This is a genomic window from Gemmatimonadota bacterium (assembly GCA_041390125.1).
Classification (GTDB): Bacteria; Gemmatimonadota; Gemmatimonadetes; order Longimicrobiales; family Gaopeijiaceae; genus JAGQIF01.
On record JAWKQN010000012.1, the window covers coordinates 24,294 to 49,284 of the forward strand.

Below are 24,991 nucleotides of genomic sequence, written 5' to 3' on the forward strand. Positions count from 1 at the left end.
TCGCGCGCGGCTTACACGCGCGTCAAGCGGTCAGCGGAACGTCCCGAAGTCGACGCTGCGCAGCAGCGTGCCTCCACTGAAGTTCACCGTGACGGTGGGATTGGGCTCGGGCGCCACCACCGAGGCGATGTAGCTGTAGAGGCTCGACACGCGCGCGTAGACGCCGGGCTGGGCCGCGCAGCGCAACCCGAAGCTGGTGATGCCGATCGCGACCTGGCGGACGCCCTCCTGCACGAAGAAAGGTCCCCCGCTGTCGCCCTGGCATGAACCGGTGCCGAGCGTGGGCGCGCCGCAGATCATACCGTCGGTCAGGCCCTGGAACGCCTGCCCGCATTGCTGGTTGGAGATCACCGGCAGCGGTGCCTCCTGCAACACCTGCGACACCGAGCCTCCGGCCAGCGTCAGGCCCCAGCCCACGATGGTGCCTACCACCCCCGGAGCGGAGAGGGCGGGCTCGGTGCCGTCGTCCGGCCAGATCCGCCGGACGAGGAACGGCCGATCGAGCTCCAGGAGGGCCAGGTCGCTGTCGAAGGTCTCCGACTGCCCATAGGCCGGGTAGATGCGTACGCGCACCACGTTGGCAACGGTGCCGCCGGCATTGTACAGCGTGCTTCCGACCCGCACGGTCACGTCCGCCGCGACCAGCTCGTCGACGCAGTGCGCCGCCGTCATCACCCAGGTGGACGCGATGAGCGAGCCGCCGCACAGACCGACGATCCCGCCCCCCAGGTCCATGCGCAGCGAGACCTGGAAGGGGTGGGTCGCGATGTCCGTGTCGGTCCCTCCGATGATGCGGGCCGCCTGAAGGGGGACGACGGGAGCCGGGCCGCTGAAGGTCGGCGTCCAGCCCAGGGTCATCTCGAGCGCCACGACGTGCGGGACCGACTCGTCGAGGCCGGTGAAGGCGTAGGTGCCGTCGGCGCCGGTCACGGTCGTCGCCTCGCCCGGGTCACGGATCCCGTCTGCATCCGCGTCGAGGAAGACGGTCCTCCCGGCCGACCCCGGCTCTCCGCCGTCGCGGACGCCGTCCCCGTCCAGGTCGTGCCACACCGTGCCCTGGAGCGTCGCGGCCCCGGAGCCCGGTGGGGAGTCCACCGTGACGGTGCCCGTGGCGGTGTCCGCGGCGCCCCGGGCGTCCTGCACGATGAGCCGCACCACGAACTGCCCCGGGGCTGCATACGTGTGGCGCGTGCGCTCGCCCGAACCGGTGGCGCCGTCCCCGAAGCTCCACGCCCACGTCGCGACCTGGCCGTCCGGATCGGTCGAGCCGCTCCCGTCCAGCTCCACATCGAGAGGCGCGTTCCCCCGGTCCGGCGACGCCGTGAAGCGGGCGCTCGGCGGCTGGTTCGCCGCGGGAGGCGGTGGCTGGGTCCCTCCGTCCCCGCCGCCGCATGCGGCCAGCGAGCCGGAGAGACACGCGCCCAGGAAGACGAGACGGGCGGACTGACGGGGCAGGCGCATGGTGGTAGAGTTGGGGTGGGCCTGCGGAGCAAGGTGCTCCGCACCCGACCGACCCGGCAAGCCACGCGCGCATCGGCCTCGACAGGAAACGCATGCACCGACGCCACCGACACCTCGGCCTCCGAGCCCCCATCGCGGCCGTGCTGCTGGTCGCCGCCTCCGGCTGTCAGACCCTGCGCGAGATCGCCGCCCTCGAACGGGTGGACTTCACCCTGGACGGCGTGGCCGACGCGCGCCTCGCGGGTGTGGCGCTGGACCGGATCCGCTCCAGCCGGGACGTAGGGGCCGGCGACCTGGCGCGGGTCGCGTCCGCGGTGGCCTCGGGAACCCTGCCGCTGGAGATGGACGTGGTCGTGGGCGCGCTGAACCCCGCGGACAATCCCACGCAGGCGCGCCTGGTCCGGATGGAGTGGACGCTGCTCCTGGAGGACCGGGAGACGGTCGGCGGCACGTTGGACGGTGTCACCGTGTTGCCTCCGGGCCAGCCCACCCGCATCCCGATCCACGTCGAGCTGGACCTGGTGGACTTCTTCCAGGGAAGCGCCCGCGACCTGCTGGAGCTGGCGCTGTCGCTCACGGGGCAGGGTGGCGCCCCCAAGAACGTCACCCTGCGCGCCACGCCCACGATCGAGACGGCCCTGGGTCCCATCCGCTATCCGTCGCCGATCACCATCGTGAGCGAAGACGTCGGGGGCGGCGCCCGCTGAGCCCGGTCCGCTGCCGTGGGTGGACGTCGGGCGGGTCGGCAGGCATCGTCCGGCGGTGGGGCAGATGGGGGAGCGAAGCGCGCGCGACCGAGCGCGCCGTGCTGCGGACTCCGGATGAAGGAACGCCTGCCTACGGGTTCAGCTGGTGGATCCGCACGTTGAGCGCGGAGGCCAGCGAGACCCAGACGAGGTAGGGGAGCAGGAGCAGCCCGGCCACGGTATCCAGCCGCCAGAACACGACGAGCGTGGCGCAGACGGCCAGCCAGAGCGCCAGCACCACGGGAATGGCCGCGCCCGGTCGGCGCAGCAGGAAGAACACCGGCGACCACGCGGCGTTGAGCGCCAGCTGGACCGCGAAGAGCACCCAGGGCAGGGCGCCCACCCCACTGCCGTTCACGTCGATGCTCCAGACGCGGTACAGCGCATAGCCCATCATCAGGTACAGCACCGTCCACACGGGTCCGAACACCCACGACGGGGGTGTGAACCAGGGCTTGCGCAGCCGGGGATACCAGTCGCGCACGCCCGCCGAGGTCACCCAGCCGCTCAGGATCCCGATGCCGAGCGGGACCAGCAACGCGACGGCGAGCCGGACGCCGTCGCTCACGTCACACCGTGGCGGAGAAGGCCGGGCGCTCGGTGGGGGACGCGTGCAGGTGGGCGTCGAAGGCCATGGCGATGTTCCGGACGTAGTAGCGGCCCACGGGAGTCACCGTGACGGCCTCGTCCTCGACGCACACCAGACCATCGTCGACCAGCGGCGCGAGGCGCGCGAACGCGTCGGGAAGCGCCTCGGCGGGCCCGATGCCGAATTCGTCCACCGTGAGGTCCGATGGGATCTCCAGATTGCACATGAGGTGCTCGATCACCCGCGCCCGCAGCCGATCGTCGCGCGTCATCTGCAGGCCACGCACGATCGGGAAGCCGCGGTCATCCAACGCGCGCTGATACCCCGCCAGACTGGCGTCGTTCTGCACATAGCGTCCGGCGAGCTGCCCGATGCCCGACACCCCGAACGCGATCAGGTCGTCCCCGCCTCCGGTGGTGTAGCCCATGAACGTGCGCCGGAGCGTCTTGTGCCGTGCGGCGCGCGCCAGCTCGTCGTCCGCGCGGGCGAAATGGTCCAGACCCACCCAGGTCCAGCCGGCCCCTTCGAGACGTTCCACGGCGTCGAGCAGCATCTCCAACCGCTCCGGCGCGCCCGGGAGCTCGTCGTCGTCGATGGCTCGCTGGTTGGGCCGGAGCGCCGGGACGTGGGCATAGGCGAACGTCGCGATCCGGTCCGGGCCCAGGGCCAGGATGCGGTCCAGCGTGCGGGCGAACGTCTGCCGCGTCTGGCGGGGGAGCCCGTAGACGAGGTCCAGGTTCACGCTGGTGAAGCCCGCGCGTCGGCACCCCTCGTACAGGCCGACCGTCTCTTCGTCCGATTGCAGCCGGCCGATCGCCGTCTGCACACCGGGGTCGAAGTCCTGCACCCCCAGGCTGACGCGGGTGAAGCCCAACGTGCGCAGGAAGGCGGGCAGACCCGGCCGCGCGATCCGCGGGTCGAGCTCGATCCCGATCTCGGCGTCCCCGAGCGCAAAGACGCTGCTCAACCGGGACAACAACCGGTCGGTCTGGGCGTCGTCCAGGAAGTTGGGCGTCCCGCCACCCCAGTGCAGCTGGGCCACGCGGCGTCCGGTCCCGACGATCTCCACCACCCGACCGATCTCCGCCTCGAGGTGGTCCAGGTAGGCGTCCACGATCTCGGTGCGGTGGGTGACCATCGCATTGCAGCCGCAATACCAGCAGCGCCGTCCACAGAAGGGGATGTGCACGTACACGGACAGGTCGCGGCTCGGGTGACGGGCCACCTCGTCGAGCGCGTCTTCGTAGTCCGCCCCGTCGAAGCCGGCGTCCCAATACGGGACGGTGGGATAGCTGGTGTAGCGCGGCCCGGCTCCGGCGTACCGCTCGCGGCGGACCTGGACCTCCGTCCGCCGGTGCGAGGCGGCGGGCGCGATCATACGCGCGCCTCTTCGGGCGCCGCGTCCGCCCCGTCCGTCACCAGGGACGCGGCCCGGGCGCGCGCCCGCTGACGGGAGAAGCCGCGCGGATCGAGGAACTCGTCGATCTGGGCGTCGTCTCCGGCGGCCACCCCGGCGCTTTCGCCGTCCGTGGGGCAGGAGCGCACGTTGCGGCGCGGCCGCTCGGCCGAGATCTGCACCAGTTGCTCCTGGGAGAGCACCTTGTCGGGATCGAACTTCCAGTCGATGTCCTTCTGCCCGTAGAAGTTGATCCGGCCCAGATCGTAGAAGCGCCGCTCCATGCTGCTCTTCAGGAACGCCTTCAGACACCCCAGCATGTAGCGGCGCTTGAACGGATCCTTGATCCAGGGATAGCTCAGGAACGACTTCCGCATGTAGAAGCGCCGATAGTTCTTCATGACGCCCTGCAACACCTCGCCCCGGGTCATCATCTCCGGCTTCATGATCGGGGTCACGAAGTTGTAGCGGGAGTAGTCGCGGACCTCGACCTTGTCTCCCAGCTCCTCGAAGAGGTCGGAGAACGGCCAGGGGGTGTACATGTTCCAGTTCACCATGTCGGCTCCCCAGTCGAGGGCGTACCGGTAGGTATCCTCGATGGTCTCCGGCGTCTCGTTCTCGAGGCCGATGATGAACTGGGCCTCCGCCACAATGCCTGCCTCGCGCAGCAGACGGATGGCCTTCTTGTTCTGCTGGATCGTCGTCTCCTTGCGGAAGCGCTCCAGGTTGAGCTGGGCCGAGGCCTCCGTGCCCAACGACACGTGGACGAGGCCGGCCTTGCGGTAGAACGGCAGCAGCTCCTCGTCGCGCAGGATGTCGGTGACGCGGGTGTTGATGCCCCAGTGGATGCCCAGGTCCCGGTCGATCAGCTCCTGGCAGAGCTCCACGAACTTCTTGCGGTGGATCGTGGGCTCCTCGTCCGCCAGGATGAAGAAGCCGACGTCGTGGTCGCGCACGAGCGTCTCGATCTCGTCCACGAAGCTCTTTGGGGAGCGGACGCGGTAGGTGCGCCAGAACTTCCACTGCGAGCAGAAGGAGCAGGTGAAGGGGCAGCCGCGGGCGAAGTTGGGGATCGCGACCCGTACGCCCAGGGGGATGTACGTGTACTTGTCCCACTCCAGGATGCCCCAGTCGGGCGTGAGGCTGTCCAGGTCCTGGATCGGAGGGTGGGCCGGCGTGGCCACCGCGCGCCCGTTCTCCAGGTAGGCGATCCCGCGGATGGAGGCACGGTCGCGCTCCAGGGTGCCGGCCGCGGCCGCGCGCACCAGCTCCACGAGCACCTCCTCGCCCTCCCCCCGGACGATGTAGTCCACCTGCGGCGCTTCCGTCAGGACCTGGCCGTACATGAAGGTGGCGTGTGTGCCGCCGAGCACGGTGATGGCCTCCGGGTGCACGCGTTTGGCGATCTCCAGTGTCTTCTGCGCCTGGTAGATGGAGGGCGTGATGCACGTGCACAGGATCATGTCGGGCCGATCCTCCGCCAGCAGCCGCTCCAGCGCCTCGTCGTCGATGTGGTTGGTCATCGCGTCGATGAAGCGGATGTCCGTGAACCCGGCGCGCTTCAACGCTCCGGCCAGATAGGCCACCCAGGCGGGCGGCCAGTTGCCCGCGATCTCGGCGCCGCCGGAATGGTAGTTCGGATGGATCAGCACCAGTCGCATGAGAGCTCTCCTACCGGACGTGGAGATCGGCCCGATCCTCGTCGAGCCAGACCAGGAATGCGCACTCCGTGTCGCCGCAAGCGACGCAGTGCGTTTCGCGCACGCGTAGCCGTGCGTCGATGAGCGAAGTCAGCAGCGTCTCGAACGCGCCTTCGTAGAAGCTTCCCAGGACGCGCTCGGTGTGGCAGCCGTGGCAGGTCGGGGCGCCCGAGAGCCGGAGGACGAGGGGCGGACCCCGCTCCACCCGGAACGCGGCGCTGCCCGCGAAGGTCCAGGCGTGCCGCGCGAATGCACGCAGCAACACCGGCAGAGCGATCCGGCGGGGCAGGGTCCGCAGCAGGAACCGGATGGGAGCCGGGATCCGGTGGGCACGCACGTAGTCGGCGGTTGCGACCCCCGCTTCCTTCAGGAGCCGGTCGGACTCGGAGGGGGAGTACGCCCGGCGGACCTCGGCCGTCAGCGCGCGGAACCACGCTTCCGGGATCATGCCCGGGGGAAGGGCCTCGGGCACGCCCGCGGCCCGCGCCAACGCGGCCGCCCGCAAGGGACCATCGGCGGCGGTCACCCGTTCCAGCAGCCGGATCACGGCGTTCGGACCGATGCGGGGCGTGGCCGTTGCCCCGGGAGACGACGCCTCCCGCACCTCGCGCTCCTTCTGCACGCCGGGCTTCCGTCCTGCCACGCCTGAGCGTCCTTCCCGGGACCCGCCTGCGACCCGGTCCGACTGTCCATCATACATTACGATCATATGTGTAATGCAAGACTTACAGACGGCCCGCCAGTCGGGAATTTCCCCTCACGGCGGTGGGGCGTTCACCCGCGCAGCAGCGGGCCCTTGAAGACGCGGAAGAGGAACCAGAAGGCGGGCAACAGCAGGATCGCCCCTCCGCCCAGGATGCCGAGGGCGATGCGCAGGACGATGGGATCGGCGGCCGCCTCCTCGACCGTGAGGCATCCCACGACGATCCAGGGGTGCAGGGCCAGCCCCCATCCGAGGAGGATCAGGGCGGACGAGGACGCGGCGAAGACCCGGGCCCACCGGAAGCGACGGACCCACAGGGAGCGGAGCCCGCCGAGGAGGGCGAGCACACCGGCCGCCACGCCCAGGAGTCCCTCGCGGCTCGACCAGAGGTGATCGGCGACCTCGCGGGCCTCGATCAGGGCGAGCAGGGCCGTTGCCGCCCCGGTGAGCAGGACGCCGGCGCCGGACGCCAGGGCGCGGCGCCGGAAGTCCTCCACGAGCTCGGGGTCGTCGGTGTCCAGCGTGAGGTAGGTGGCGGCCAGGAACGCGAACAGGGCCAGGGCGAACAGACCCACGGCGAAGGGGAACGGGTGCAGCCAGGGGCGGAAGAAGGCCCCCAGGTCGCGCGGCGGCGTGCCGCACTCGATCGAGCCCATGGAGATGGTGCCCACGATCACGCCGAGCGTGATCGGCGTGACGAGGCTGCTGACCGAGAAGACCAGCTGCCACCCCGGAGCGGCGCGCTCCTCCTCTTCGGTGGTCTTGCGGATCACGAATGCCGAGCCCCGCAACACGATGCCGATCAGCATGACGGTCAGCGGCACGTGCAGGTGCGTCAGCACGAGGGCGAACGCGGAGGGGAAGGCGGTGAAGAGCAGCACGACCGCCACGATCATCCAGATGTGGTTCGCCTCCCAGACCGGCGCGATCGCATGGGAGATCGTGCGGCGTTGTGCGTCGGCGCGGGGCCCGCGCGCGAGCAGGTCCCACACGCCGCCGCCGAAGTCCGCGCCGGCCAGGGGCACGTAGATCATCAGGCACACCAGGATCCCACCGGCGACGACCTCGGGGAGCGTCATGATCCCGACTCCACCTGCGCCCGGCGCTCCTCGGTGCGTGTGATCCGTCCCATCACCAGGACCAGGACGACCGACAGGAGCACGTAGAGCAGCGTGAAGGCCACGAACGGAACGACGAGCCCCGGCATCGGCGTCACCGCGTCGGCCGTCTTCATCACGCCGTAGATGACCCAGGGCTGCCGGCCCACCTCGGTGACCACCCAGCCCGCCTGGATCGCGAGGAATGCGAGCGGCCCGGCCGCCACGAACAGGAACAGCAACGGCCGCGCGTCCAGGGCGCGCCGGCGCGCGAGGCGCCACAGGGCGACGAGGCCGAGCCCGGCGAGGAACACACCCACGCCGATCATGATCTGGAATCCGAGCCGTACCGGAAGCAGCGGTGGCCACAGCTCCTCCGGGAAGTCCTCGAGACCCTGCACCACGGCGTCCGGCGAATGGCCGTGGAGCAGGCTGAGTCCGCACGGCACCGCCAGCGCCCAGCGGGTCGTGCGCGTCTCGGCGTCCGGCAGCCCGCCGAGGAGCAGCGGCGCGCAGGCGCGGGTCTCGAAATGCGCTTCCATGGCGGCCAGCTTGATCGGCTGCTGCTCCCCGACGACGCGGGCGCTGAAGTCACCGCTGATCGGCTGCAGCAGTGCGGCCACGGCACCGAGGCCCACCGCCAGCCGCAGCCCGGCCTGGTGGAAGCGGTCCCCGGGCCGCCGCAGCAGGCGCCAGGCGTGCAGGGTCGCGGCGCCGAACCCCGTGGCGACGTAGGCGGCGAGCAAGGCGTGCACGGCGTTGGCGATCCAGAACGGATTGGCCATGGCGGCCACCGGGTCGATCCCCAGCGGTCCGTCCGGCCCCGCCTCGAAGCCCACCGGCGCGTTCATCCAGCCGTTGACGCTGAGCACGAAGAGCCCTGATGCAGCCCCGCTGAGGGCCACCACGACGCCGGAGGCGAGGTGGATGCGCGGGGAGACGCGGCCCCACCCGTACAGGTAGATCCCGAGGAAGATGGCTTCGGCGAAGAAGGCCAGCCCCTCCAGGGAGAAGGGCATGCCGATCAGGGGACCCGCGTACTCCATGAAGGTCGGCCAGAGCAGGCCGAGCTCGAAGGAGAGGACCGTGCCGGAGACGGCGCCGACCGCGAAGAAGAGCGCCAGCCCGCGGGCCCAGGCGTCGTTCAGGCGGCGGTACAGCGGCGCGCCCGTCCGCAGCCAGGCCACCTCCGCGAGGATCATCAGCAGCGGCAGGCCGATGCCGATGGACGCGAAGACGATGTGGAAGGCCAGCGAGATGGCCATCTGCGAGCGGGCGGCCAACAGGTCGCTCATCGTCGCTCCGGAAGACGGAAAGGGGACGGCCGGACGGGGCGGGCGGCGCCGGCCCCCGGGCTCATCCGGGTAGCTCGAGCGTCGACGGGGCCCGTGGATCGCCGATGCGTCGGAAGTAGTGATAGACCAGCAGCACCAGGATCCCGAACGCCATCGCCACGATACCCAGACCGACGTCGTACGGTTTCTCCAGGGTCAGGGAGAAGCGGATGAGGATGGTGCAGGCCACGAAGCCCGCATTGCGGAAGACCATGCGGTAGTCGTTGGAATGCAGCGTCGACAGGAGCAGGATGAGGACGTCCGAGAAGATCATGACCGTGAAGAGGTCGACGTAGAACACGGTGCGCACATCGATGGTCGGCGGCGCTCCGCTCCCGGTCCGAGCCACATCCACGACCCACAGGCCCAGGTTCCAGGCGGCCAGGCCGATGAACAGCAGGGCCAGCAGGAGGGAGGTGGCCTTCTTCCGCAGGATGAAGTCACGCACCGGCGGCGAGATCTCGCGCAGCGGTGTGCGCCAACGCGCGTCACGCCGGCGTACGTCGGAGAAGACCGCCACCAGCAGGAACATGAGGAGCCCACCCCCCATGTCGGTCAGCACATCGGCGAACTCTGCGAAGCGCTCGCGCACCACCTGGAAGCTCTCGAACAGCGAGATGTCCTTGAACACGTTGCGGATGACGATCAGGGAGACGATCTCGAACTGACGCTGGATGGAACCGGTGGTGGACTGCGGGATGGCCAGGATGAGCTGCAGCACCTCGAAGAACAGGATGAAGCTGAACGGGGTGTAGAGCGCATGCAGATAGTTGCGGTCCAGCTGCGCCAGCGGGCTGCCGCCCACGTCCAGGTTGCGCGCGATGCTGATCAGCCCGAGGTGGAGGGCGAAGCCGCCCACGGCCAGGAGGATGATCCACCGCTCGAGGCGGTGGACGTGTTCGGTCGTGAAGACACGATCGAACACGCGGGCCAGGCGCGCGGCCGCCGTGGGCGCGTCCGCGACCGCGTCGAGAGGGTCGACGTCGGGGCTCACGCCGGGCTCAGGGGAGGGAGGCGGTGTGGGCCTGGACCCTCTCGGCACCCGGGTGGGCGGCGGCGGTGGATCGCCGCCTGGCCAACCAGGCCAGTGGCAGACCCGCGCCCATCACGGTGACGGCCACGGCGGGCCAGGCGTGCGCCACAAGGAGCATCGTGACCGGCGTGGCGAGAACGGCGACGTAGTACCCCTGCAGCCAGGACGCGGGAAGCGCATCCACCCATCGTCCCGCGCCGGCCAGATCCAGCGCGGCCAGGAGGAACAGACCTGTCGCGAACCACCCGGCCAGGTTGAGCAGCGGCATCCCGTACCAGGACCCGTCCACCTCCCAGACCCAGTACGGGACCAGGTGGCTCATGGCCGGATCGAGCGCGAGGTCCCAGGCGGTGAGCAGCCAGGCGCCCACCACCCAGGTCCCGACGCGCGGCAGGCCCGGCGAAGCGGCACGCCCCAGCCCGAGCGCGGGAACGCACATGGCGAACCAGCTGAGCGGGATGAGGGCGGGGACCTCACCCTGGATGCGCCATCCCAGCAGGCCCGTGTAGTGGTACGGGCCGAACGGGAGTCCGGTGGTGGTGCCGAGCAGCTCGACCCCGAGGCTGAGCAGGAAGACCAGGACCAGCCCTGGAAGCCAGCGCCACCCGGCGGCGCGCCTCAGCGCGATGCCGATCACGACGAGCATGAGGGCGACCTGACCGCGCGCGAACAGCGCGAACGAGGCGCGATAGAACGCCTGGACCCAGGGATGGTCCGGCACGCGGGTGGGATCGAGGCCGAACAGGCCGTAGCCGATCGCCGAGACCACGGCGAAGACCCACAGGGCCTGAAGTCCGCGCCGGTCGCTCACGGCCTGCCCCCCGCGCGGGATTGACGCGGACCGGGCGGCGGCGAGAGCATGTGCGTTCCTCCCGGCCGAGCCTCAGGAGTGGTGAAGATGACCGAGATGCGTGCTTGCCCCCGCTGCACCGACGTCTTCGTGGTGCCTCCGGCCCCCTGCCCGAACTGCGGCACCCGCATCGATCCCACCCCCGGCGCGAGTGACGGCGCGGTCGTCGTGCAGTACCGCCTGAACCGTCTCGGGGCCGCCACCGGGGTGGCGCTGGCCGGCGCGGTGTCGGGGGTCGTGACGTGGGCGCTGGGCCTGCCGGCCTTCGCGCTGGTGCTGCTCCTGGCCGGTCTCGCGCTCGGCGCCGCGCTGCTGCTCGTCGCCTGACGCGGTCGACGCCAGCTCGCCGCCCAGCAGCGACCACTCCAGGATCGAACCTTCCCAGGCCACCCAGCCGACGTTCATCAGGCCACCCCCCGGATCCGGGTCGCGACGTCCTCGGCCTCGAGTGCCGCCCAGTCGCGAGGAACCAGCATCTCCTGCAGGCGCGCCCCGAGCGAGCCGGCCTCGAACTGCGGAGCGTAGGCCCACGTGGCGGTCGGCGGCAGGCTCATCAGCACGCTCTCGGTGCGGGCTCCGCTGTCCAGGCCGAAGCGCGTGCCCCGATCGTGCAGGAGGTTGAACTCCACATAGCGGCCCCGGCGGTGCAGCTGCAGCGCCTTCTCCTCGTCGCCCCACGGCTGCGCGGCGCGGCGCTCCACCACAGGCCCGTAGGCCACCTCCAGGGACTCGCCCACCGCGCGCATCAGCTCCAGCAGACGATCCGCGTCCAGGCCGTGGTCCCCGGGCCGCACGTGGTCGTAGAAGATCCCCCCGATGCCCCGGGCCTCGTCGTCGCGATGCCGGTTCACGAAGTACCGATCGCAGTGCTGCTTGAAGAGCGGGTACAACGCTGGACCGAACGGGCTGCACACGTCGCGCAGCGTGCGATGGAAGTGTACGGCGTCCTCGGGATGGGGAAGCGTGGGCGTGAGGTCCAGGCCACCTCCGAACCAACGGTCGCGGATCCTCCCGCGCGCGTCGCTCAGCTCGAAGTAGCGGACGTTCTCGTGGACGATGGGCACGCACGGGCTGTGCGGATGGGCGACGATGCTCACGCCGACCGCGAAGAAGCCGAGCCCCTCCGGCTCCTCGCCGAGCGCGAGCGCCCGCGCCAACTGGGGCGTCACCGGTCCCTCCACCTCGGCCCGGTTGACGCCCACCTTCTCGAACACGGCACCGTCCGTGAGGACCCGCGCGTGGCCACCGCCGCCCTCCGGGCGGGCCCAGGCGTCCTCGCGGAACCGGGCCTGGCCATCCACCTGCTCGAAGAACCGCGTCAAGCGATCGTGCAGGCGTCGCGTGGTCGCGGCAACGCGACGCCGCCAGAGCGCTGCGCTCGCCGGACGATCGACCGCGACGGACGCGTCCACGTCAGTCCGCCCGCGCCGCCAGGGCGCGCTCCTGTGCCCCGGGGAGGGAGAAGAGGGTGTGGAGGGCATCGGCCATGGGCCCGACCGCGTCCGGGTCGGTGCGCCCGTCGCGCACGGAGCTGAGCGGACGCGCGAGCACCTTGGCCACGATGCGCTCGGCGGTGCGCCGGCCGGTCTCGGAGCCGGCGACGAACTCGACCTCACGCTGGCACACGTCGAGGAGCAGCGCGCGCAGCGGCTCGAGCGCGGAGACGGCCTCCTGCACGCCCAGCCAACGGACGTAGCCGTACGACTCTTCCAACACGATCCGTACCGCGGCGGGCATCGCCGCACGGCGGGCGCGCTCGAGCTGGACGAGCTCGGGGCGGATGTCGTCCAGGTCCGCGAGCTGCACGGCGGCGAGGCGCGAGACCTCCGGGTCCACGTTGCGCGGCATGGCCACGTCCACGAGGACGACCGATCCGGCCGCGTCGCCACGGGCGCGGGCCAGCGCCTCGCGCCGGACCACGGGATCGGGCGCACCCGTGGCCACCACGACGCCCTGGGCCTGCGCGACCTCGGCGTGCAGGCGCCGCCAGGGAGCCCAGCGGCACCCGAGCTCCTGCGCCAGGGCGCGCGAGCGTTCCTCCGAGCGGTTGATCAGCGTGAGCTGCGCGCGGCCGCTGCGGGCCAGCGTGCGGGCCGCGTGGGTCCCGACCTTGCCGCAGCCGACCACGACGGCGCGCAGGCGCCGCCCCTCGCCGAGCGTGCGCAGGACATGCGCCGCCGCTTCGGAGCCCACCGAGCTGCGCCCCGCCATCAGCTCGGTCTCGCGCTTGACGCGCTTGCCGGTCTGGATGGCGGTCTCGAACAGGCGATGCAGGTAGGGGCCCAGCGAGCCGTGCTCCTGCGCTTCGCGGTAGGCGCGTCGGATCTGACCGAGCACGTGGATGTCCCCGATCACCTGCGACTCGAGGCCGCTCGACACGCGCAGGAGGTGCTCGACGGCATCCCGGCCCACCCGCAGGCGCCCGAACGCCAGGAAGGCCGTGCGGTCGGTGTGGTCGACGATCCACCGCGTCGCCATCTCCTCGGCCGCGTCGGCCGCCACGGCGTCCCCGTCCAGATCGGACCAGCCATACAGCTCCACGCGGTTGCAGGTGCGCAGCGATGCGATCTCGCGCACGTGCTGGCTGCGGGTCGGCTGGAAGCTGCCTTCCGGCGTGCCCAGTCGATGGAACTTCTCCCGGATGGCGACGCTGACACTGGAGGCGTCGAGGCCCAGTGAAACGATCATGCCGTCCTCTCCTGCCGGGTCGTGGTCGTGAACGTGGCACCGCCCGCGAGGACGGCCCAACCGAGCTGCGTGAGCAGCCTGGCTCCGTCGGTGTCGAGCACCGCGGATCGTGCGAGCTGGCGCGCCGCTCGCTGCATCAGGTAGCGGCTCTGCCGCTGGGGATTGCGTCCGCCGGGCGGATGGCCCGCCGCCGCGTCCTGCGCGAGGTCGGTGGCGTCGTCAGCCAACTGGTACGCCCAGCCGAGCGCGGTGCCGAACCGCTCGAGCGCGTCGCAGGTGTCGGCCTGCGCTCCGGCGCGGACGGCACCACCGCGCACGGCGAACGCCGCGAGCGAGGTGCTCTTGCAGCGGAACAGACGCCGACGAGGTCCGGTGCCGGGCTTGCCGGCGACGTCGACCGCCTGGCCTCCGGACATGCCATGGAGCCCGAAGGCGCGGGCCCAGGTGCCACAGAGGGCCGCGGCGTCGCGATCGCTGTCGGCGAGCAGCTCGGCCGCGCGCGCCAGCAGCCCGACGGACAGGAGGATGGCGCCCGCCGATCCCACCAGCCGGTGCGTGGCGGGTTGCCCGCGCCGTGCGACCGCGTCGTCCATGCAGGGGAGATCGTCGAGCGCGAGCGAGGCCGCATGGGTGAGCTCCACGGCCACCGCGACCGGGAGCGCGTCCTGGCCCTCGGCGCCCAGCGCCTCCGCGCTCGCGAGCGTGAGCAGGGGCCGCCACCGTCGGCCCGGTCCACCCTCCACGCCCAGCAGCCGCGCCAGGGCGTCGTCCAGGGGCGGGAATCCCAGCTGCAACGCCGTCACTTCGGCCTGCATGGCCGTGTGCAAGCGGGGCGACCAGCGGGAGATGAACGCATCCAGCGACAGGAAGTCCGCCTCGGCGTCCACGTGTGTCCTCAGCCCGACGTTCATGCGCGTACCAAGCCGCTGAGGTGTCCGATGTTCTTGAAGAAGATCCGTGCGTGGGCCAGTGGGCGTGCCGCCACCAGCTCCTTGTGCATGTAGCCCTCGAAGGTCAGCTCCTGGACATCGCGATCGCGACAGATGGCCACGAAGCGCTCGCGGCGACCGTCGTTCGAGTACCAGAAGCGCTGCATCATCGACAGCACGAAGAACACGTTGCCGTGCTGGCGGCGGAAGCGACGGCGGGCCCGACGCAGGGGCCGCGGATCGTCCGTGTCCAGCGCCTCCGCCACGGCCTCGGCCACGAAGCTGGCGCTGGCCATCGCGTAGTAGATCCCCTCTCCGGAGCTGGGCGCCACGACGCCGGCGGCGTCCCCCGCCACGATGACGTCGCGTCCGTTGTCCCAGCGCGGCAGCGTGGTCATCGGGATGGGCGCGCCTTCGCACCGGACGGTCGGGAGCGTGGCCAGGCCCAGGCGGCTGCGCAGCACGCTCACCGCCTCGCGCATCGCGAAGCCCTGCAGGGCGGATCCCGTCCCGACGCTGGTCACGGGCCCGTGCGGGAAGACCCAGGCGTAGAAGTCGGGCGAGAGGACGCCGTCGTAGTGCACGTCGCACCGCGCCGGTGCGAAGCGCTCGTCGGCGTCGGCCGGCGACTCGATGATCTCGTGGTAGGCGAAGACGTGGTGGGCCTTCGCGGCCGCGTCCGGAAGCGCCTGCCGTGCCACCTGGGAGAGCGCCCCGTCGCACCCGATCACGTAGCGGGCGCGGACGCTGCGCTCGGGTCCCTGACGCGAGCGACCGGCGCGATAGTGGACCTCCACCTGTCCTCCGCGCCGCTCGCCCAAGCGGGCGAAGTGACCCGTGCGGCGTTCGGCGCCCGCCGTATCGGCCCGAGCGCGCAGCCACTCGTCGAAGACCTCGCGGTCGACCATGCCGACGAATCCGCGTCCGACGGGAATGTCCACCTGACGGCCGCGCGGAGAGACGATGCGGGCCGTGTCGACCCGGTTCACGAGCAGCGACTCCGGAACATCGAACTCCTGGAGCAGCCGGGGCGGCACCGCTCCACCACACGGCTTCACGCGGCCGGCCCGATCCAGGAGCAGGACAGAGCGCCCTTCGGAGGCCAGCCGCTCCGCGGCCGTGGCTCCCGCGGGACCCCCACCCACGACGACGACGTCGTACGAGTCCATCAGACGGCTCCCGGGGCCGTGGGCCCCTCGTCCGGTGTGGGTGCGATGCCGTAGCGAGCGGCGAGCGCCCACGCATACGGCGGAATGGCGCGGCGGACGCGGCGCGGTCGATGGCGACGCAGCGACGTGATCGCTTCGACCAGCTTCATCTCCACGCGCGTGCGGGCGAACTCCAGTCCGCGCGGGCCGAAGCGCTCCATGCTCCACCGCACCAGCGGGCGCAGGGGCCGGGGCGCGCGCCGGGCGGGCAGGCCGCCCGCGGCGGTCTCCAGGGCTGCGAGGAACGCGCGCACCGCACGCGTGCGATTCCCGCGGGAGGTGGGGGCGGAGCAGTCCAGCTCGCCTTCCAGGCCGGACAGCATCTCCCGCCCACGCGCGTTGCGGACGAGCAACCACTGCTCGCCGTCTCCACCCATGTAGCCCACCGTGATGTCGGCCAGACGGTTGGTGTAGTCGACGCACGAGCGGCAGGTGAGCGGGAAGAAGTCCTCGGGCAGATCGCGGATCGGGAGGTCGATGAACGGGATGCGCCGTTCGCTGCCGTCCCGGAAGCGCAGCTCGACGTGGTAGTCGGGCATGAACTCCATCCACGTCACGTCGTCCGGACGCGTGGTGAGCAGCGTCAGGAAGGTCCGGAAGCGCTCCGTGCTCGTGTTGTCGCTGCAGGGCGTCCCGATGACGTACAGTCGCTCCAGGCCCAGCTCCGCCTCGAGTGCCCGGAGGGCGTGGATCTGGCACGGGACGCCGATCACGGCGATGCGGCGCAAGCCCAGCCGTTCGACCTCGTCCAGCAGCCCGAGGACCGGCGAGAAGCCCATCTTCATCCCGCGGCACTGGCGCATGTCGGCCGCGTGCCGCACCAGCACCGGACGCGGGCGCCAGGGGTCGCCGGGCTCGGACGCGGTCGCCAGGACGGCTTCGACCGTCCCGCTCTCCAGGAGGTGCTCGGCGAGCCGGGTGGTGATCCCCGTCCACTGCGCGCCGGCCGCGGGTCGCCGCAGGCGGGCCCGCACCATCGTCTCGAAGGGCCCGAACCAGCGCTCGTCGCTCCGCTCCGGATCCCACGTGCGACCGTGGGCCGCACGCTCCAGCTCGGCGTACCGGGGATGGATGAACTGACAGGCCCGGCCGCAGCGGCCCGCGTGCCGCGAGCGCGAGACGCCACAGTCCGTGCAGAGGTCGCGCGACCGCGGGGCCCCCAGGGGCACCACGGGCAGCGACGCCCGGACGGTGGCGGTGGTGGTCATGATCGCTAGGCCCCCACCGCCAGGCGGGCGGCCGCAAGCGGGGCCGTCGAGCGCCGCTCGGCCGTACGGACCCCGAGGACCAGGATCGCCGCGGCGCCGAAGAGCAGGGCCTCCGCGCCGAACACCGCGGTGTACCCCAACACCGGGGACCCGAAGTAGCTGCGGGCCACGTCGCTCGCGCCGGCCCCCAGGAAGCCGCCCAGGCCGTACGCGACGGCCTGCGCCGCACCCCAGAAGCCCATGCGGAGCCCCGCGCCGCCCCGCCCCCCCGCGACGGTGAGCCCCATCATGGCGCCGATGGCGGCCACGGCGAACACGCCGTTGGAGAAGCCGAGCCCGAAGACGGCGGCCTTCAGCCCGGCCACCGAGCCGAGCGCGGGCGTGGCGACCAGCGCCACCAGAGCGACCCCGGACGCCGCGCAGCCGAAGGCCGACCAGAGGCGGAGCGTGCCGACCCGGGCCGCGGCGATCGCGCCCAGGATCATGCCGATCAGAACACCGCCGTGCTGCAGGCCGGCGATGCGGGTGGACTCGCCCGGCGTGAGGCCGAAGACGACGCCGGCGAACGGCTCGAGGATGATGTCCTGCGCCGAATACGCCAGCATCGACACGAAGACGAACGTCGCGAAGCGTCGGGCTTCGGGCTCGTTCCACATGACCGCGAAGGCCTCGCGGAAGGACGTCTCGACGGGCTCGGCAGCGCCGCGGTCCAGCGGCTTCTCGCCGCGCCGGCCGACGACACCGAGCAGCGTCAGCACGAACGCGATGCCGCACACGCCGGCGGTGACCTGGACCAGGCGCTCCCCGCTGAAGGGGTCGAGCAGCGTACCCGCGAAGCCGGCGGTCAGGATGATGCCGACGATCATCATGATCCAGGCGACGGCGGCGGCGCCTGCCATGCGCGGCTCTTCCACGCGCTCGGCCAGGTAGGCCAGCAGCGGCGTGCTCGCCGCGCTCACGCCTACACCGAGCAGCAGGAAGGACAGCAGGGCGAGCGCCAGCCCGGCGGGACGCGACACCGCCATGAGCGCAGTGCCCGCAGCGGCACCGACACCGCTCAGGGAGACGAGCGCCATCCCCCCCACGATCCAGGGGATGCGGCGGCCGCTGCCGTCCGAGCCGAAGCCCATCTGGGGCCGCAGGAGCTGCACGAAGAAGTGGAGCGCCACGAGCGCTCCGGGAACGGCGGCGGCCAGGCCCAGCTCGACGACCATCACCCGGTTGAGGGTGGAGGTCATCAGCACCACGACCGCGCCGATGGCGACCTGCACCAGCGAGAGACGGGCGATGCCCGGCCAGCTCAGCCCCGCGCTCCGTGCCATCAGACTCCTCCCCGGACCGCGAAGGCCGCGATCATCATCCCCGAGACATAGAACGGCACCCCGAATGCGCTCAGGCGCAGGGCCATCGCGGGATCGGGAGACCGGAGGAACCCCAGCATGAGCGCGCCCTGGCAGGCCACCAGCGCCGCCACGGCCAGCGCGGCCACCGGATGGCCCCAGTCGAGCAGCAGCACCACCACGACGAGCTGCGCGCCCGCCATCACCGCGCAGGCGACCCGGCTGGCCCCCGCCGGTCCCAGCAGGACGGGCAGGGAGCGCACGCCGTGCGCGCGATCGCCCTCCTGGGACTTGTAGTCGTTGAGGGTCATGATCCCGTGGGCGCCGATGGAGTACAGCGCGGCCAGGAGCAGGACCGCGGCGGGGGGCAGGGCCCCGCCGAGCAGCACGGCCGCGCCCGTCACCCAGGCGAGGCCTTCATAGGAGAAGCCGACCGCCGCGTTGCCCACCCAGCCGTTCGCCTTGAACCGGAAGGGCGGGGCGCTGTAGCCCCACGCCAGGAGAAGGGCCAGGAGGGTGGCCGCCCAACCCCAGGTGCCCAGCAGGGCTCCGGCGGCGGCCGCCACCCCGGTGCCGGCCACGGCCAGCGCGAGGCCGGTGCGCCCGGGCAGCCGCCCCGACGGGATGGGGCGATGGGGCTCGTTGACCGCGTCGACATGGCGGTCGAACCAGTCGTTGACGGCCTGACTGGTGCCGCAGACCAGGGGTCCGGCGACCAGGATCCCGAGGCCGATCTTCCAGGCGGGTGCGCTGGTCCCGGCGGAGATGGCTCCGCAGGCGAACGCCCACATGGGCGGGAACCAGGTCACCGGCTTGAACAGCTCCAGGACCGCCTTGGGCTCGGCCCGAACCGGGGCCGTCGCTGACTGTGAAGTGATCAGTACAGTCATAACTGTCCAGTTAGCTTGACGGTCAGCGGTACAGTAGAGCCCGGCGAGGTCCACCGCAAGAGACCCCGGCCGGGCGTCAGTCGCTCTCGGTTTCTCCCGACTCGATCGAGTGGGTCCGCAGCTTGGCGTAGAGGGTCTGGCGGCTCAGGCCCAGCAGCTCGGCGGCGGCGCTGCGGTTGCCGCCGGTGACCTCGAGGGCCGCCTGGATGAAGTGCCGCTCCACCAGTCCCGACGTCTCGCGGACCAGGTGGGGCAGGGTGACCTGACCGACCAGCGGCGTGAGGCTCTCGACGGCCCGGTCGAGCGATTGGGCGGGGGCCGCAGGGCGCACCAGGCGCCGTCCCACGTCGCGGATCGCGAACAGCATCCCCTCGGGGTCCTCGAGGCGGGCGGCGGAGAGCTCGACCTCCAGCTCCGACCCGAGGTCGCCCAGCAGGGCGGTGTGGATCAGCTTGGCCCGGCCCGTGGCCTTCAGGGCCGATCGGACCACGGCCAGATCGGCACCCGGGCGGCCCAGCCAGCGGTCGAGGGATTCGCCGCCCAGGCTGCTCAGCGGGGCTTCGACGAATTCGGCGAAGGCGGGATTGGCGTAGCGGATCACCCCCTGGAGGTCGGTGACCACCACCCCGTCGGGGAAGGCCTCGAGGGCGGCCAGGGAATCCAGGGCCCCCCGGGTGGGAAGCGCGCGCCCGGCCGAGCTCAGCCCCTGCACCAGGACGGCGCCCTCGGCTCCCGCCAGGAGCGGCGTGAGGCGGAGGACATCCAGACCGAGCGCCTCCGCACCGACGTCCGTCGCACGCGCGTCGCGCCGCACCCGGGTCAGCGCGTCGTCGGCGGAGGACCGCATGTCGGTGGGCAGCAGGTCCCGCAGCGCGCGACCCCGGAGCTCGGCCAACGGCGCCTGCAACGCCACCACGGCTGCGGCGTTGGCGCTCTCGACCGTCAGCTCCGGGCCGCCGAGGATCAGCAGGGGCTCGGAGGCCACCTCGAAGATGAGGCGGTAGCGGGTCTGGACCTGGCGCAGCCGCCAATAGTCACGCTCGAGGGTCTGCTGGGCCTCCACCAGGCGCCGCTGGAGAGCCTCCTGGTCGCGCAGGTCCAGCCCCAGCGCCAGCACCCGTCGACAGTGGGGCAACCGGAACGCCCGGTATCGGACCGGGACCTTGGCGCCGGAAGGGAACAGCAGGTTGACCTGACGGCGGTCGGAGACGCCTTCGTCCAGGGTCTTCCGGAGGAGCTCGCCGATCTTCCAGCGCGTATCGGCGAGCGCCGTCTCCTCCCAGGCGCTGCCGATCCAGCTCCGGGGATCCTCGCCGGCGAACGACGTCCCGAGGTGCACCCCCTCGATCGTGCCCTGTTCGTCGAGGAGCACCGCCAGGTCCGAGGACCCGGCGACCACCTGTTCGAGGAGGTCCTCGTGGCCGTCGATCAGCTCGGTGAGCGGCAGGTCGAACACGGGATGGGTCAGTGGGCGTGGAGCAGGGCCTTCCTGGGTGAGAGGCGGCGCGCGGCTTCCCTCAGGGCCCCCAACGCGTCGGAAGCCCACCCGTCCGCCCCCGCCCTCTGCACCGCCTCCTGCGGGTCTCCGAGGCAGCACCCGCCCAGCAGGATCACGAGGTCCGGATTCCGGGAGGCCCGTCGGAGAAGGCGGACCATCTCGCCCACCTCCGACCCGGCATCGGACAGCGTGACGGAGATGCCCACCAGGTCCGTGGCCCCGGCTCCGACCGCGGCGATGGCGTCGCGGCTCCGGCCCGGCTCGGTGACGCGGACCGACCAGCCGGCCTGGCAGAAGAACTCCGCCACGACCGCCACGCCGAACGTGTGCGGGTCGGCGGCCAGGGTGGTGAAGACGGCCGATCCCCGGCTCACGCCGGCGGCCTGCTCGACCTCTGTCCAGGCCCGGTCCCCGCCCAGGGCGTCGCGCAGCGCCCGCTGGAGCGTTCCCACGCCCAGCGTGACCTCCACGAACGAGCAGACGTCGGTCTCCCACCACCGGCCCAGGAGGCGGGCGGCCGGAGCGACGGCGTCGAGGCAGACGCGCTCCGGACCCCACCCGGCCCCCAGCTGGGCCCGCAGGAGTCCGGCGACACCCCGATCGTCCCCCCCACGAGCCAGCAGGGCCAGGCGGTGCACGAGCCCCTCGGTCGGGGGCTCGACGGCTCCGGCGTGGGGACCGCGGTGGGGGTTCACGCTTGTGGGCGGGTAGGGGTCGGGGCCCCGCTCCGGGTGGACGCGGAGCCAGGAGAGGGCGGGAGTCCGCGTGGGGTCGGAGGTGGCACGTTCACCCGGTTGCACCGCTTCCTCCTCGTGCCCTCCGGCACCCGCGAGGTGACGCCCGTGAGACCCGCACCGGGAGCATACGGACCGGACGCGGGAATGTCAAAGAGTGAGAACGTCAACAATGCTTGACACTCCATCACGACCCCCGCATACTCGTCCAGAACCGGCCTCGCCGCCGGCTCACTCCGTCCCCGACAGGGGGGATCCGTTGGCCAGAGCTCCGCTCTACACGCCGGTCCAGCGCGCCCGTCGCGATGCGTCCCCGTGGACGCGGGTCCAGGCCGTGCTCGCGCCGCTCCAGGTCCTGGTCATGCTCGCCAGCGCCGTGCTCGTGCTCCGGTACCTGGGGCGAGGCGTCGGCTACGACCTGGCCACGGGATCGGTCCTGCTCAAGACCGCGTTGCTGTACGCGATCATGGTCACCGGCTCCATCTGGGAGAAGGACGTGTTCGGGCGCTGGCTCTTCGCGCCCGCCTTCTTCTGGGAGGACGTGGTGAGCATGGTCGTGGTCGGGCTCCACACCGTGTACCTGTTCGGGCTCTTCGGCGGGTGGATGTCGGAGCGGTCCCTGATGGCGCTGGCGCTGCTCGCGTACGCCGTCTACGCGGTCAACGCCCTGCAGTTCGTGCTGAAGCTGCGCCGCGCCCGCCTCGAGCCCCTGGCACTGCTCGGACCAGAGGTGGCGCGATGAGCGCTCCGCTCCCCGTGCTCGACGCCGGCTCCACGTGCGCGCCGGATGTGCGCCGCGAAGACGGCCCGCGCGCCGTGTTCTGTGGCCTCACGTCCATCCTGTGGCTGCACCGGAAGATGCAGGACGCGTTCTTCCTGATCGTGGGCTCGCGCACCTGCGCGCATCTGATGCAGTCCGCCGCCGGCGTGATGATCTTCGCCGAGCCGCGCTTCGGCACCGCCATCATCGAGGAACAGGATCTGGCGGGCATCACCGATCCCTACGAGGAGCTGGAACGCGCCGCCGACCGACTGCTGGAGCGGCGTCCCGAGATCCGCACCCTCTTCCTCGTGGGCTCCTGTCCCTCGGAGGTCATCAAGCTCGACCTGGCGCGCGCCGCCGAACGCATCCAGGAGCGGACCCGCGGGCGCGTGCGCGCGCTGCACTACAGCGGGAGCGGGATCGAGACGACCTTCACCGAAGGCGAGGACCGTTGCCTCGAATCCCTGGTGGCGCAGCTACCGACGTCCACCGACCCGAGCCCGAGCCTGCTCGTCGCGGGGTCGTTGGCGGACGTGGTGGAGGATCAGTTCGCGCGCCTCTTCGACCAGCTCGGCATCGGGCCTGTCGCGTTCCTGCCCCCGCGTCGCAGCACGGAGCTCCCGCCCGTCGGGCCCGGCACGCGGGTGCTGCTGGCGCAGCCGTGGCTCAACGCCACGGCCGACGCCCTGATCCGCCGCGGTGCGAGCATCCTGCCGGCCCCCTATCCGCTCGGGGTCGAAGGCACCCGCGCCTGGGTGAAGGCGGCCGCGCAGGCGTGGAACGTCCCCCAGGACCGTGTGCACGACACCCTGGCCGGGCCGGCCGCACGCGCGCAGCGCGCGCTGGCGCGCTATCGGCCGCACCTGCAGGGCCGGCGCCTGTTCTTCTTCGCGGATTCCCAGATCGAGCTGCCCATGGCCCGCTTCCTCGCGCGCGAGCTGGGCGTCGAGGTGCTCGAAGTGGGGACGCCCTATCTCCACCGGGAGCGCCAGGCCTCGGAGCTGGAGTTGCTCGGCGCGACGCCGATCGTCGAGGGGCAACACGTGGATCGCCAGCTCGACCGCTGCCGCGCTGCGCGCCCCGACCTGTCGGTCTGCGGGCTGGGACTCGCCAATCCGCTGGAAGCGGAGGGGCTGGCCACGAAGTGGTCGATCGAGCTGATCTTCACCCCGATCCAGGGCTTCGATCAGGCTGCCGATCTCGCCGAGCTCTTCGCCCGTCCGCTCGACCGTCACGCGCGCCTCGAGGTGTAGCCATGGAACTCGCGCTCTGGACCTACGAGGGCCCGCCCCACGTCGGGGCCATGCGGATCGTCACGGGGATGCGCGGCATCCACTACGTCTTGCACGCACCCCAGGGCGACACCTACGCCGACCTGCTCTTCACGATGATCGAGCGGCGCGACGCGCGCCCGCCGGTCACCTACACGACGTTCCAGGCGCGCGACCTGGGATCGGACACCGCGTCCATCTTCCAACGCACGCTGGCGGAAGCGTGGGAGCGCTTCCAGCCCGACGTCCTGCTGGTCGGCGCCTCCTGCACGGCCGAGCTCCTGCAGGACGATCCCGGCGGCCTGGCCGAAGCCATGGGCCTGCCGGTACCGGTCATCCCGGTCGAGCTGCCCTCCTATCAGCGCAAGGAGAACTGGGGCGCGAGCGAGACCTTCTACCAACTGGTCCGCGCGCTGGCCGGACCCGACGTCGCGCGTGGCGGTGAGCGCGCGAGCCGTCCGACCTGCAACCTGCTCGGGCCCTGCGGCCTCGGATTCCGCCACCGGGACGACGTGACGGAGATCCGCGGGCTGCTCGACCGCATCGGCGTCGATGTCGCGGTGGTGGCGCCGCTCGGGGCCGACGCGGCCGACCTGGTCCGGATCCCACAGGCCGACTTCAACGTGGTGCTGTATCCGGAGATCGCGCGCACGGCCGCGGAGTGGCTCAAGCGCAATCGCGGTCAGCCCTTCGTCGACGTGGTCCCGATCGGCGTGGGCGCCACCCGCGACTTCGTGGCCGCCGTCGCGGCGGTGGCGGGCCTCGACGCCGAGGTCGCGGCGCGTGCGCTGGAGTCGCGTCTGCCGTGGTACTCGCGTTCCGTCGACTCGACGTATCTGACCGGCAAGCGCGTCTTCGTCTTCGGCGACGCCACCCACGCGGTCGCAGCAGCGCGGGTGGCCAAGGAGGAGCTGGGCTTCGAGGTGGTGGGCCTGGGCGCCTACAACCGCGAGTTCGCCCGCGAGGTCCGAGCGGCTGCCCGCGCGCTGGGTGTGGAGCCCCTCATCACGTCCGACCACCTCGAGGTGGAGCGCGCCATCAAGGAGGCCGCACCGGAGCTCGTGCTGGGCACGCAGATGGAGCGCCACATCGCCAAGCGCCTGGGCATCTTCTGCGCGGTGATCTCGGCGCCCGTGCACGTCCAGGACTTCCCCGCCCGCTATTCGCCGCAGATGGGCCCCGAAGGCGCCAACGTGCTCTTCGACACCTGGGTCCATCCGCTCGTGATGGGGCTGGAGGAGCACCTGCTGGGGATGTTCCAGGAGGACTTCGAGTTCGGGAATGGCGCCACGCCGTCGCACCTGGCGTCGGAGGCGGCCACCGCCGTCGCCGACGGTGCGGGGACGGCGGCGCCGGAGCCCGGGGCGCAGGACGTCGTCGGAGATGCGCTCCTGACGTGGACGACCACGGCGGAGCGCGAGTTGGACAAGATCCCGTTCTTCGTGCGCCGCAAGGCGCGCCGCAACACCGAGCGCTACGCCCGCGAGCAGGGCCTGATCGAGGTCACGCTGGACACACTCTACGAGGCCAAGGCCCACTTCGGAGGGAGATAG

The 24,991-nt window shown here is 71.7% G+C and carries 23 protein-coding genes; 5 read left to right on the plus strand and 18 right to left on the minus strand.

Annotated elements, in window-relative coordinates:
• Positions 1-30 precede the first annotated feature (30 nt).
• The gene (locus R3E98_13900) at positions 31-1,461 is read right to left on the minus strand and encodes a trypsin-like serine protease (GenBank protein ID MEZ4424497.1); all 1,431 of its coding nucleotides are present in this window, start codon (positions 1,459-1,461) and stop codon (positions 31-33) included.
• Positions 1,462-1,553: 92 nt separating this feature from the next.
• Here R3E98_13900 and R3E98_13905 point away from each other — a divergent pair, with 92 nt between their 5' ends.
• The gene (locus R3E98_13905; GenBank protein MEZ4424498.1) at positions 1,554-2,168 is read left to right on the plus strand and encodes a hypothetical protein; all 615 of its coding nucleotides are present in this window, start codon (positions 1,554-1,556) and stop codon (positions 2,166-2,168) included.
• A gap of 130 nt (positions 2,169-2,298) precedes the next feature.
• Here the strand turns inward: R3E98_13905 and R3E98_13910 are convergent, their stop codons facing one another.
• The 8 genes from R3E98_13910 to R3E98_13945 form a co-directional block, all read right to left on the minus strand.
• Entirely contained in the window at positions 2,299-2,775 is a 477-nt protein-coding gene (locus R3E98_13910; GenBank protein MEZ4424499.1) for a TspO/MBR family protein, read from the minus strand.
• A gap of 1 nt (position 2,776) precedes the next feature.
• Positions 2,777-4,174, minus strand: coding sequence for an oxygen-independent coproporphyrinogen III oxidase (gene hemN, locus R3E98_13915; protein ID MEZ4424500.1), 1,398 nt, complete (start codon positions 4,172-4,174; stop codon positions 2,777-2,779).
• Positions 4,171-5,853 carry a magnesium-protoporphyrin IX monomethyl ester anaerobic oxidative cyclase gene (bchE, locus tag R3E98_13920; protein MEZ4424501.1) on the minus strand — a complete coding sequence of 561 codons (1,683 nt, stop codon included), beginning with the start codon at positions 5,851-5,853 and terminating at the stop codon, positions 4,171-4,173. Before bchE ends, hemN begins: the two co-directional genes overlap by 4 nt.
• 10 nt (positions 5,854-5,863) lie before the next feature.
• A complete protein-coding gene (bchJ, locus tag R3E98_13925; protein MEZ4424502.1) occupies positions 5,864-6,535 on the minus strand; it encodes a bacteriochlorophyll 4-vinyl reductase in 672 nt (223 codons plus the stop codon).
• 131 nt (positions 6,536-6,666) lie between these two features.
• On the minus strand, positions 6,667-7,674 hold the full coding sequence (locus R3E98_13930) for a cytochrome d ubiquinol oxidase subunit II (GenBank protein ID MEZ4424503.1): 1,008 nt from the start codon (positions 7,672-7,674) through the stop codon (positions 6,667-6,669).
• Complete coding sequence (locus tag R3E98_13935; protein ID MEZ4424504.1) at positions 7,671-8,987, minus strand: cytochrome ubiquinol oxidase subunit I; 1,317 nt, start codon at positions 8,985-8,987, stop codon at positions 7,671-7,673. Before R3E98_13935 ends, R3E98_13930 begins: the two co-directional genes overlap by 4 nt.
• Before the next feature lie 61 nt (positions 8,988-9,048).
• On the minus strand, positions 9,049-10,020 hold the full coding sequence (locus tag R3E98_13940; GenBank protein ID MEZ4424505.1) for a hypothetical protein: 972 nt from the start codon (positions 10,018-10,020) through the stop codon (positions 9,049-9,051).
• Positions 10,021-10,027: 7 nt separating this feature from the next.
• The gene (locus R3E98_13945) at positions 10,028-10,870 is read right to left on the minus strand and encodes a carotenoid biosynthesis protein (protein MEZ4424506.1); all 843 of its coding nucleotides are present in this window, start codon (positions 10,868-10,870) and stop codon (positions 10,028-10,030) included.
• An 87-nt stretch (positions 10,871-10,957) separates the two neighbouring features.
• Here R3E98_13945 and R3E98_13950 point away from each other — a divergent pair, with 87 nt between their 5' ends.
• A complete protein-coding gene (locus tag R3E98_13950; protein ID MEZ4424507.1) occupies positions 10,958-11,236 on the plus strand; it encodes a hypothetical protein in 279 nt (92 codons plus the stop codon).
• A 77-nt stretch (positions 11,237-11,313) separates the two neighbouring features.
• Here R3E98_13950 and hemF read toward each other — a convergent pair whose 3' ends face one another.
• The 9 genes from hemF to R3E98_13995 all read right to left on the minus strand — a co-directional run bounded on the left by hemF (position 11,314) and on the right by R3E98_13995 (position 21,308).
• Positions 11,314-12,321 (minus strand): oxygen-dependent coproporphyrinogen oxidase, encoded by a 1,008-nt coding sequence (gene hemF, locus R3E98_13955; GenBank protein MEZ4424508.1) that lies wholly within the window; start codon positions 12,319-12,321, stop codon positions 11,314-11,316.
• Between the two features lies 1 nt (position 12,322).
• A complete protein-coding gene (hemA, locus tag R3E98_13960) occupies positions 12,323-13,597 on the minus strand; it encodes a glutamyl-tRNA reductase (protein MEZ4424509.1) in 1,275 nt (424 codons plus the stop codon).
• The gene (locus tag R3E98_13965; protein MEZ4424510.1) at positions 13,594-14,508 is read right to left on the minus strand and encodes a polyprenyl synthetase family protein; all 915 of its coding nucleotides are present in this window, start codon (positions 14,506-14,508) and stop codon (positions 13,594-13,596) included. Before R3E98_13965 ends, hemA begins: the two co-directional genes overlap by 4 nt.
• A complete protein-coding gene (locus R3E98_13970; GenBank protein MEZ4424511.1) occupies positions 14,505-15,695 on the minus strand; it encodes a geranylgeranyl diphosphate reductase in 1,191 nt (396 codons plus the stop codon). The genes R3E98_13965 and R3E98_13970 overlap by 4 nt, the downstream gene beginning before the upstream one ends.
• Positions 15,695-16,942, minus strand: coding sequence for a Coenzyme F420 hydrogenase/dehydrogenase, beta subunit C-terminal domain (locus R3E98_13975; protein ID MEZ4424512.1), 1,248 nt, complete (start codon positions 16,940-16,942; stop codon positions 15,695-15,697). Before R3E98_13975 ends, R3E98_13970 begins: the two co-directional genes overlap by 1 nt.
• Positions 16,943-16,947: 5 nt before the next feature.
• Positions 16,948-18,264: a BCD family MFS transporter gene (locus R3E98_13980; GenBank protein MEZ4424513.1), complete on the minus strand. Its 1,317-nt coding sequence runs from the start codon at positions 18,262-18,264 to the stop codon at positions 16,948-16,950.
• Complete coding sequence (gene chlG / locus R3E98_13985) at positions 18,264-19,172, minus strand: chlorophyll synthase ChlG (GenBank protein MEZ4424514.1); 909 nt, start codon at positions 19,170-19,172, stop codon at positions 18,264-18,266. Before chlG ends, R3E98_13980 begins: the two co-directional genes overlap by 1 nt.
• A 76-nt stretch (positions 19,173-19,248) precedes the next feature.
• Positions 19,249-20,628: a transcriptional regulator PpsR gene (ppsR, locus tag R3E98_13990; protein ID MEZ4424515.1), complete on the minus strand. Its 1,380-nt coding sequence runs from the start codon at positions 20,626-20,628 to the stop codon at positions 19,249-19,251.
• 8 nt (positions 20,629-20,636) lie between these two features.
• Positions 20,637-21,308, minus strand: a complete 672-nt coding sequence (locus tag R3E98_13995) for a cobalamin-dependent protein (GenBank protein MEZ4424516.1) — start codon at positions 21,306-21,308, stop codon at positions 20,637-20,639.
• Positions 21,309-21,663: 355 nt separating this feature from the next.
• Between R3E98_13995 and bchF the strand changes: the two genes are divergently transcribed.
• The 3 genes from bchF to bchB are packed head-to-tail and all read left to right on the plus strand — an operon-like array spanning position 21,664 to position 24,991.
• Complete coding sequence (gene bchF / locus R3E98_14000) at positions 21,664-22,146, plus strand: 2-vinyl bacteriochlorophyllide hydratase (protein ID MEZ4424517.1); 483 nt, start codon at positions 21,664-21,666, stop codon at positions 22,144-22,146.
• Complete coding sequence (locus R3E98_14005) at positions 22,143-23,420, plus strand: ferredoxin:protochlorophyllide reductase (ATP-dependent) subunit N (protein MEZ4424518.1); 1,278 nt, start codon at positions 22,143-22,145, stop codon at positions 23,418-23,420. Before bchF ends, R3E98_14005 begins: the two co-directional genes overlap by 4 nt.
• Positions 23,421-23,422: 2 nt before the next feature.
• On the plus strand, positions 23,423-24,991 hold the full coding sequence (gene bchB / locus R3E98_14010) for a ferredoxin:protochlorophyllide reductase (ATP-dependent) subunit B (protein ID MEZ4424519.1): 1,569 nt from the start codon (positions 23,423-23,425) through the stop codon (positions 24,989-24,991).

What these genes read in the sequence shown, in the direction of transcription:
- R3E98_13900 (MEZ4424497.1), bottom strand. Translation starts at nt 1,461, where the DNA reads ATGCGCCTGCCCCGTCAGTCCGCCCGTCTCGTCTTCCTGGGCGCGTGT.
- R3E98_13905 (MEZ4424498.1), top strand. Translation starts at nt 1,554, where the DNA reads ATGCACCGACGCCACCGACACCTCGGCCTCCGAGCCCCCATCGCGGCC.
- hemN (MEZ4424500.1), bottom strand. Translation starts at nt 4,174, where the DNA reads ATGATCGCGCCCGCCGCCTCGCACCGGCGGACGGAGGTCCAGGTCCGC.
- bchE (MEZ4424501.1), bottom strand. Translation starts at nt 5,853, where the DNA reads ATGCGACTGGTGCTGATCCATCCGAACTACCATTCCGGCGGCGCCGAG.
- R3E98_13930 (MEZ4424503.1), bottom strand. Translation starts at nt 7,674, where the DNA reads ATGACGCTCCCCGAGGTCGTCGCCGGTGGGATCCTGGTGTGCCTGATG.
- R3E98_13935 (MEZ4424504.1), bottom strand. Translation starts at nt 8,987, where the DNA reads ATGAGCGACCTGTTGGCCGCCCGCTCGCAGATGGCCATCTCGCTGGCC.
- R3E98_13950 (MEZ4424507.1), top strand. Translation starts at nt 10,958, where the DNA reads ATGACCGAGATGCGTGCTTGCCCCCGCTGCACCGACGTCTTCGTGGTG.
- hemA (MEZ4424509.1), bottom strand. Translation starts at nt 13,597, where the DNA reads ATGATCGTTTCACTGGGCCTCGACGCCTCCAGTGTCAGCGTCGCCATC.
- R3E98_13965 (MEZ4424510.1), bottom strand. Translation starts at nt 14,508, where the DNA reads ATGAACGTCGGGCTGAGGACACACGTGGACGCCGAGGCGGACTTCCTG.
- R3E98_13970 (MEZ4424511.1), bottom strand. Translation starts at nt 15,695, where the DNA reads ATGGACTCGTACGACGTCGTCGTCGTGGGTGGGGGTCCCGCGGGAGCC.
- R3E98_13975 (MEZ4424512.1), bottom strand. Translation starts at nt 16,942, where the DNA reads ATGACCACCACCGCCACCGTCCGGGCGTCGCTGCCCGTGGTGCCCCTG.
- R3E98_13980 (MEZ4424513.1), bottom strand. Translation starts at nt 18,264, where the DNA reads ATGGCACGGAGCGCGGGGCTGAGCTGGCCGGGCATCGCCCGTCTCTCG.
- chlG (MEZ4424514.1), bottom strand. Translation starts at nt 19,172, where the DNA reads ATGACTGTACTGATCACTTCACAGTCAGCGACGGCCCCGGTTCGGGCC.
- R3E98_14005 (MEZ4424518.1), top strand. Translation starts at nt 22,143, where the DNA reads ATGAGCGCTCCGCTCCCCGTGCTCGACGCCGGCTCCACGTGCGCGCCG.
- bchB (MEZ4424519.1), top strand. Translation starts at nt 23,423, where the DNA reads ATGGAACTCGCGCTCTGGACCTACGAGGGCCCGCCCCACGTCGGGGCC.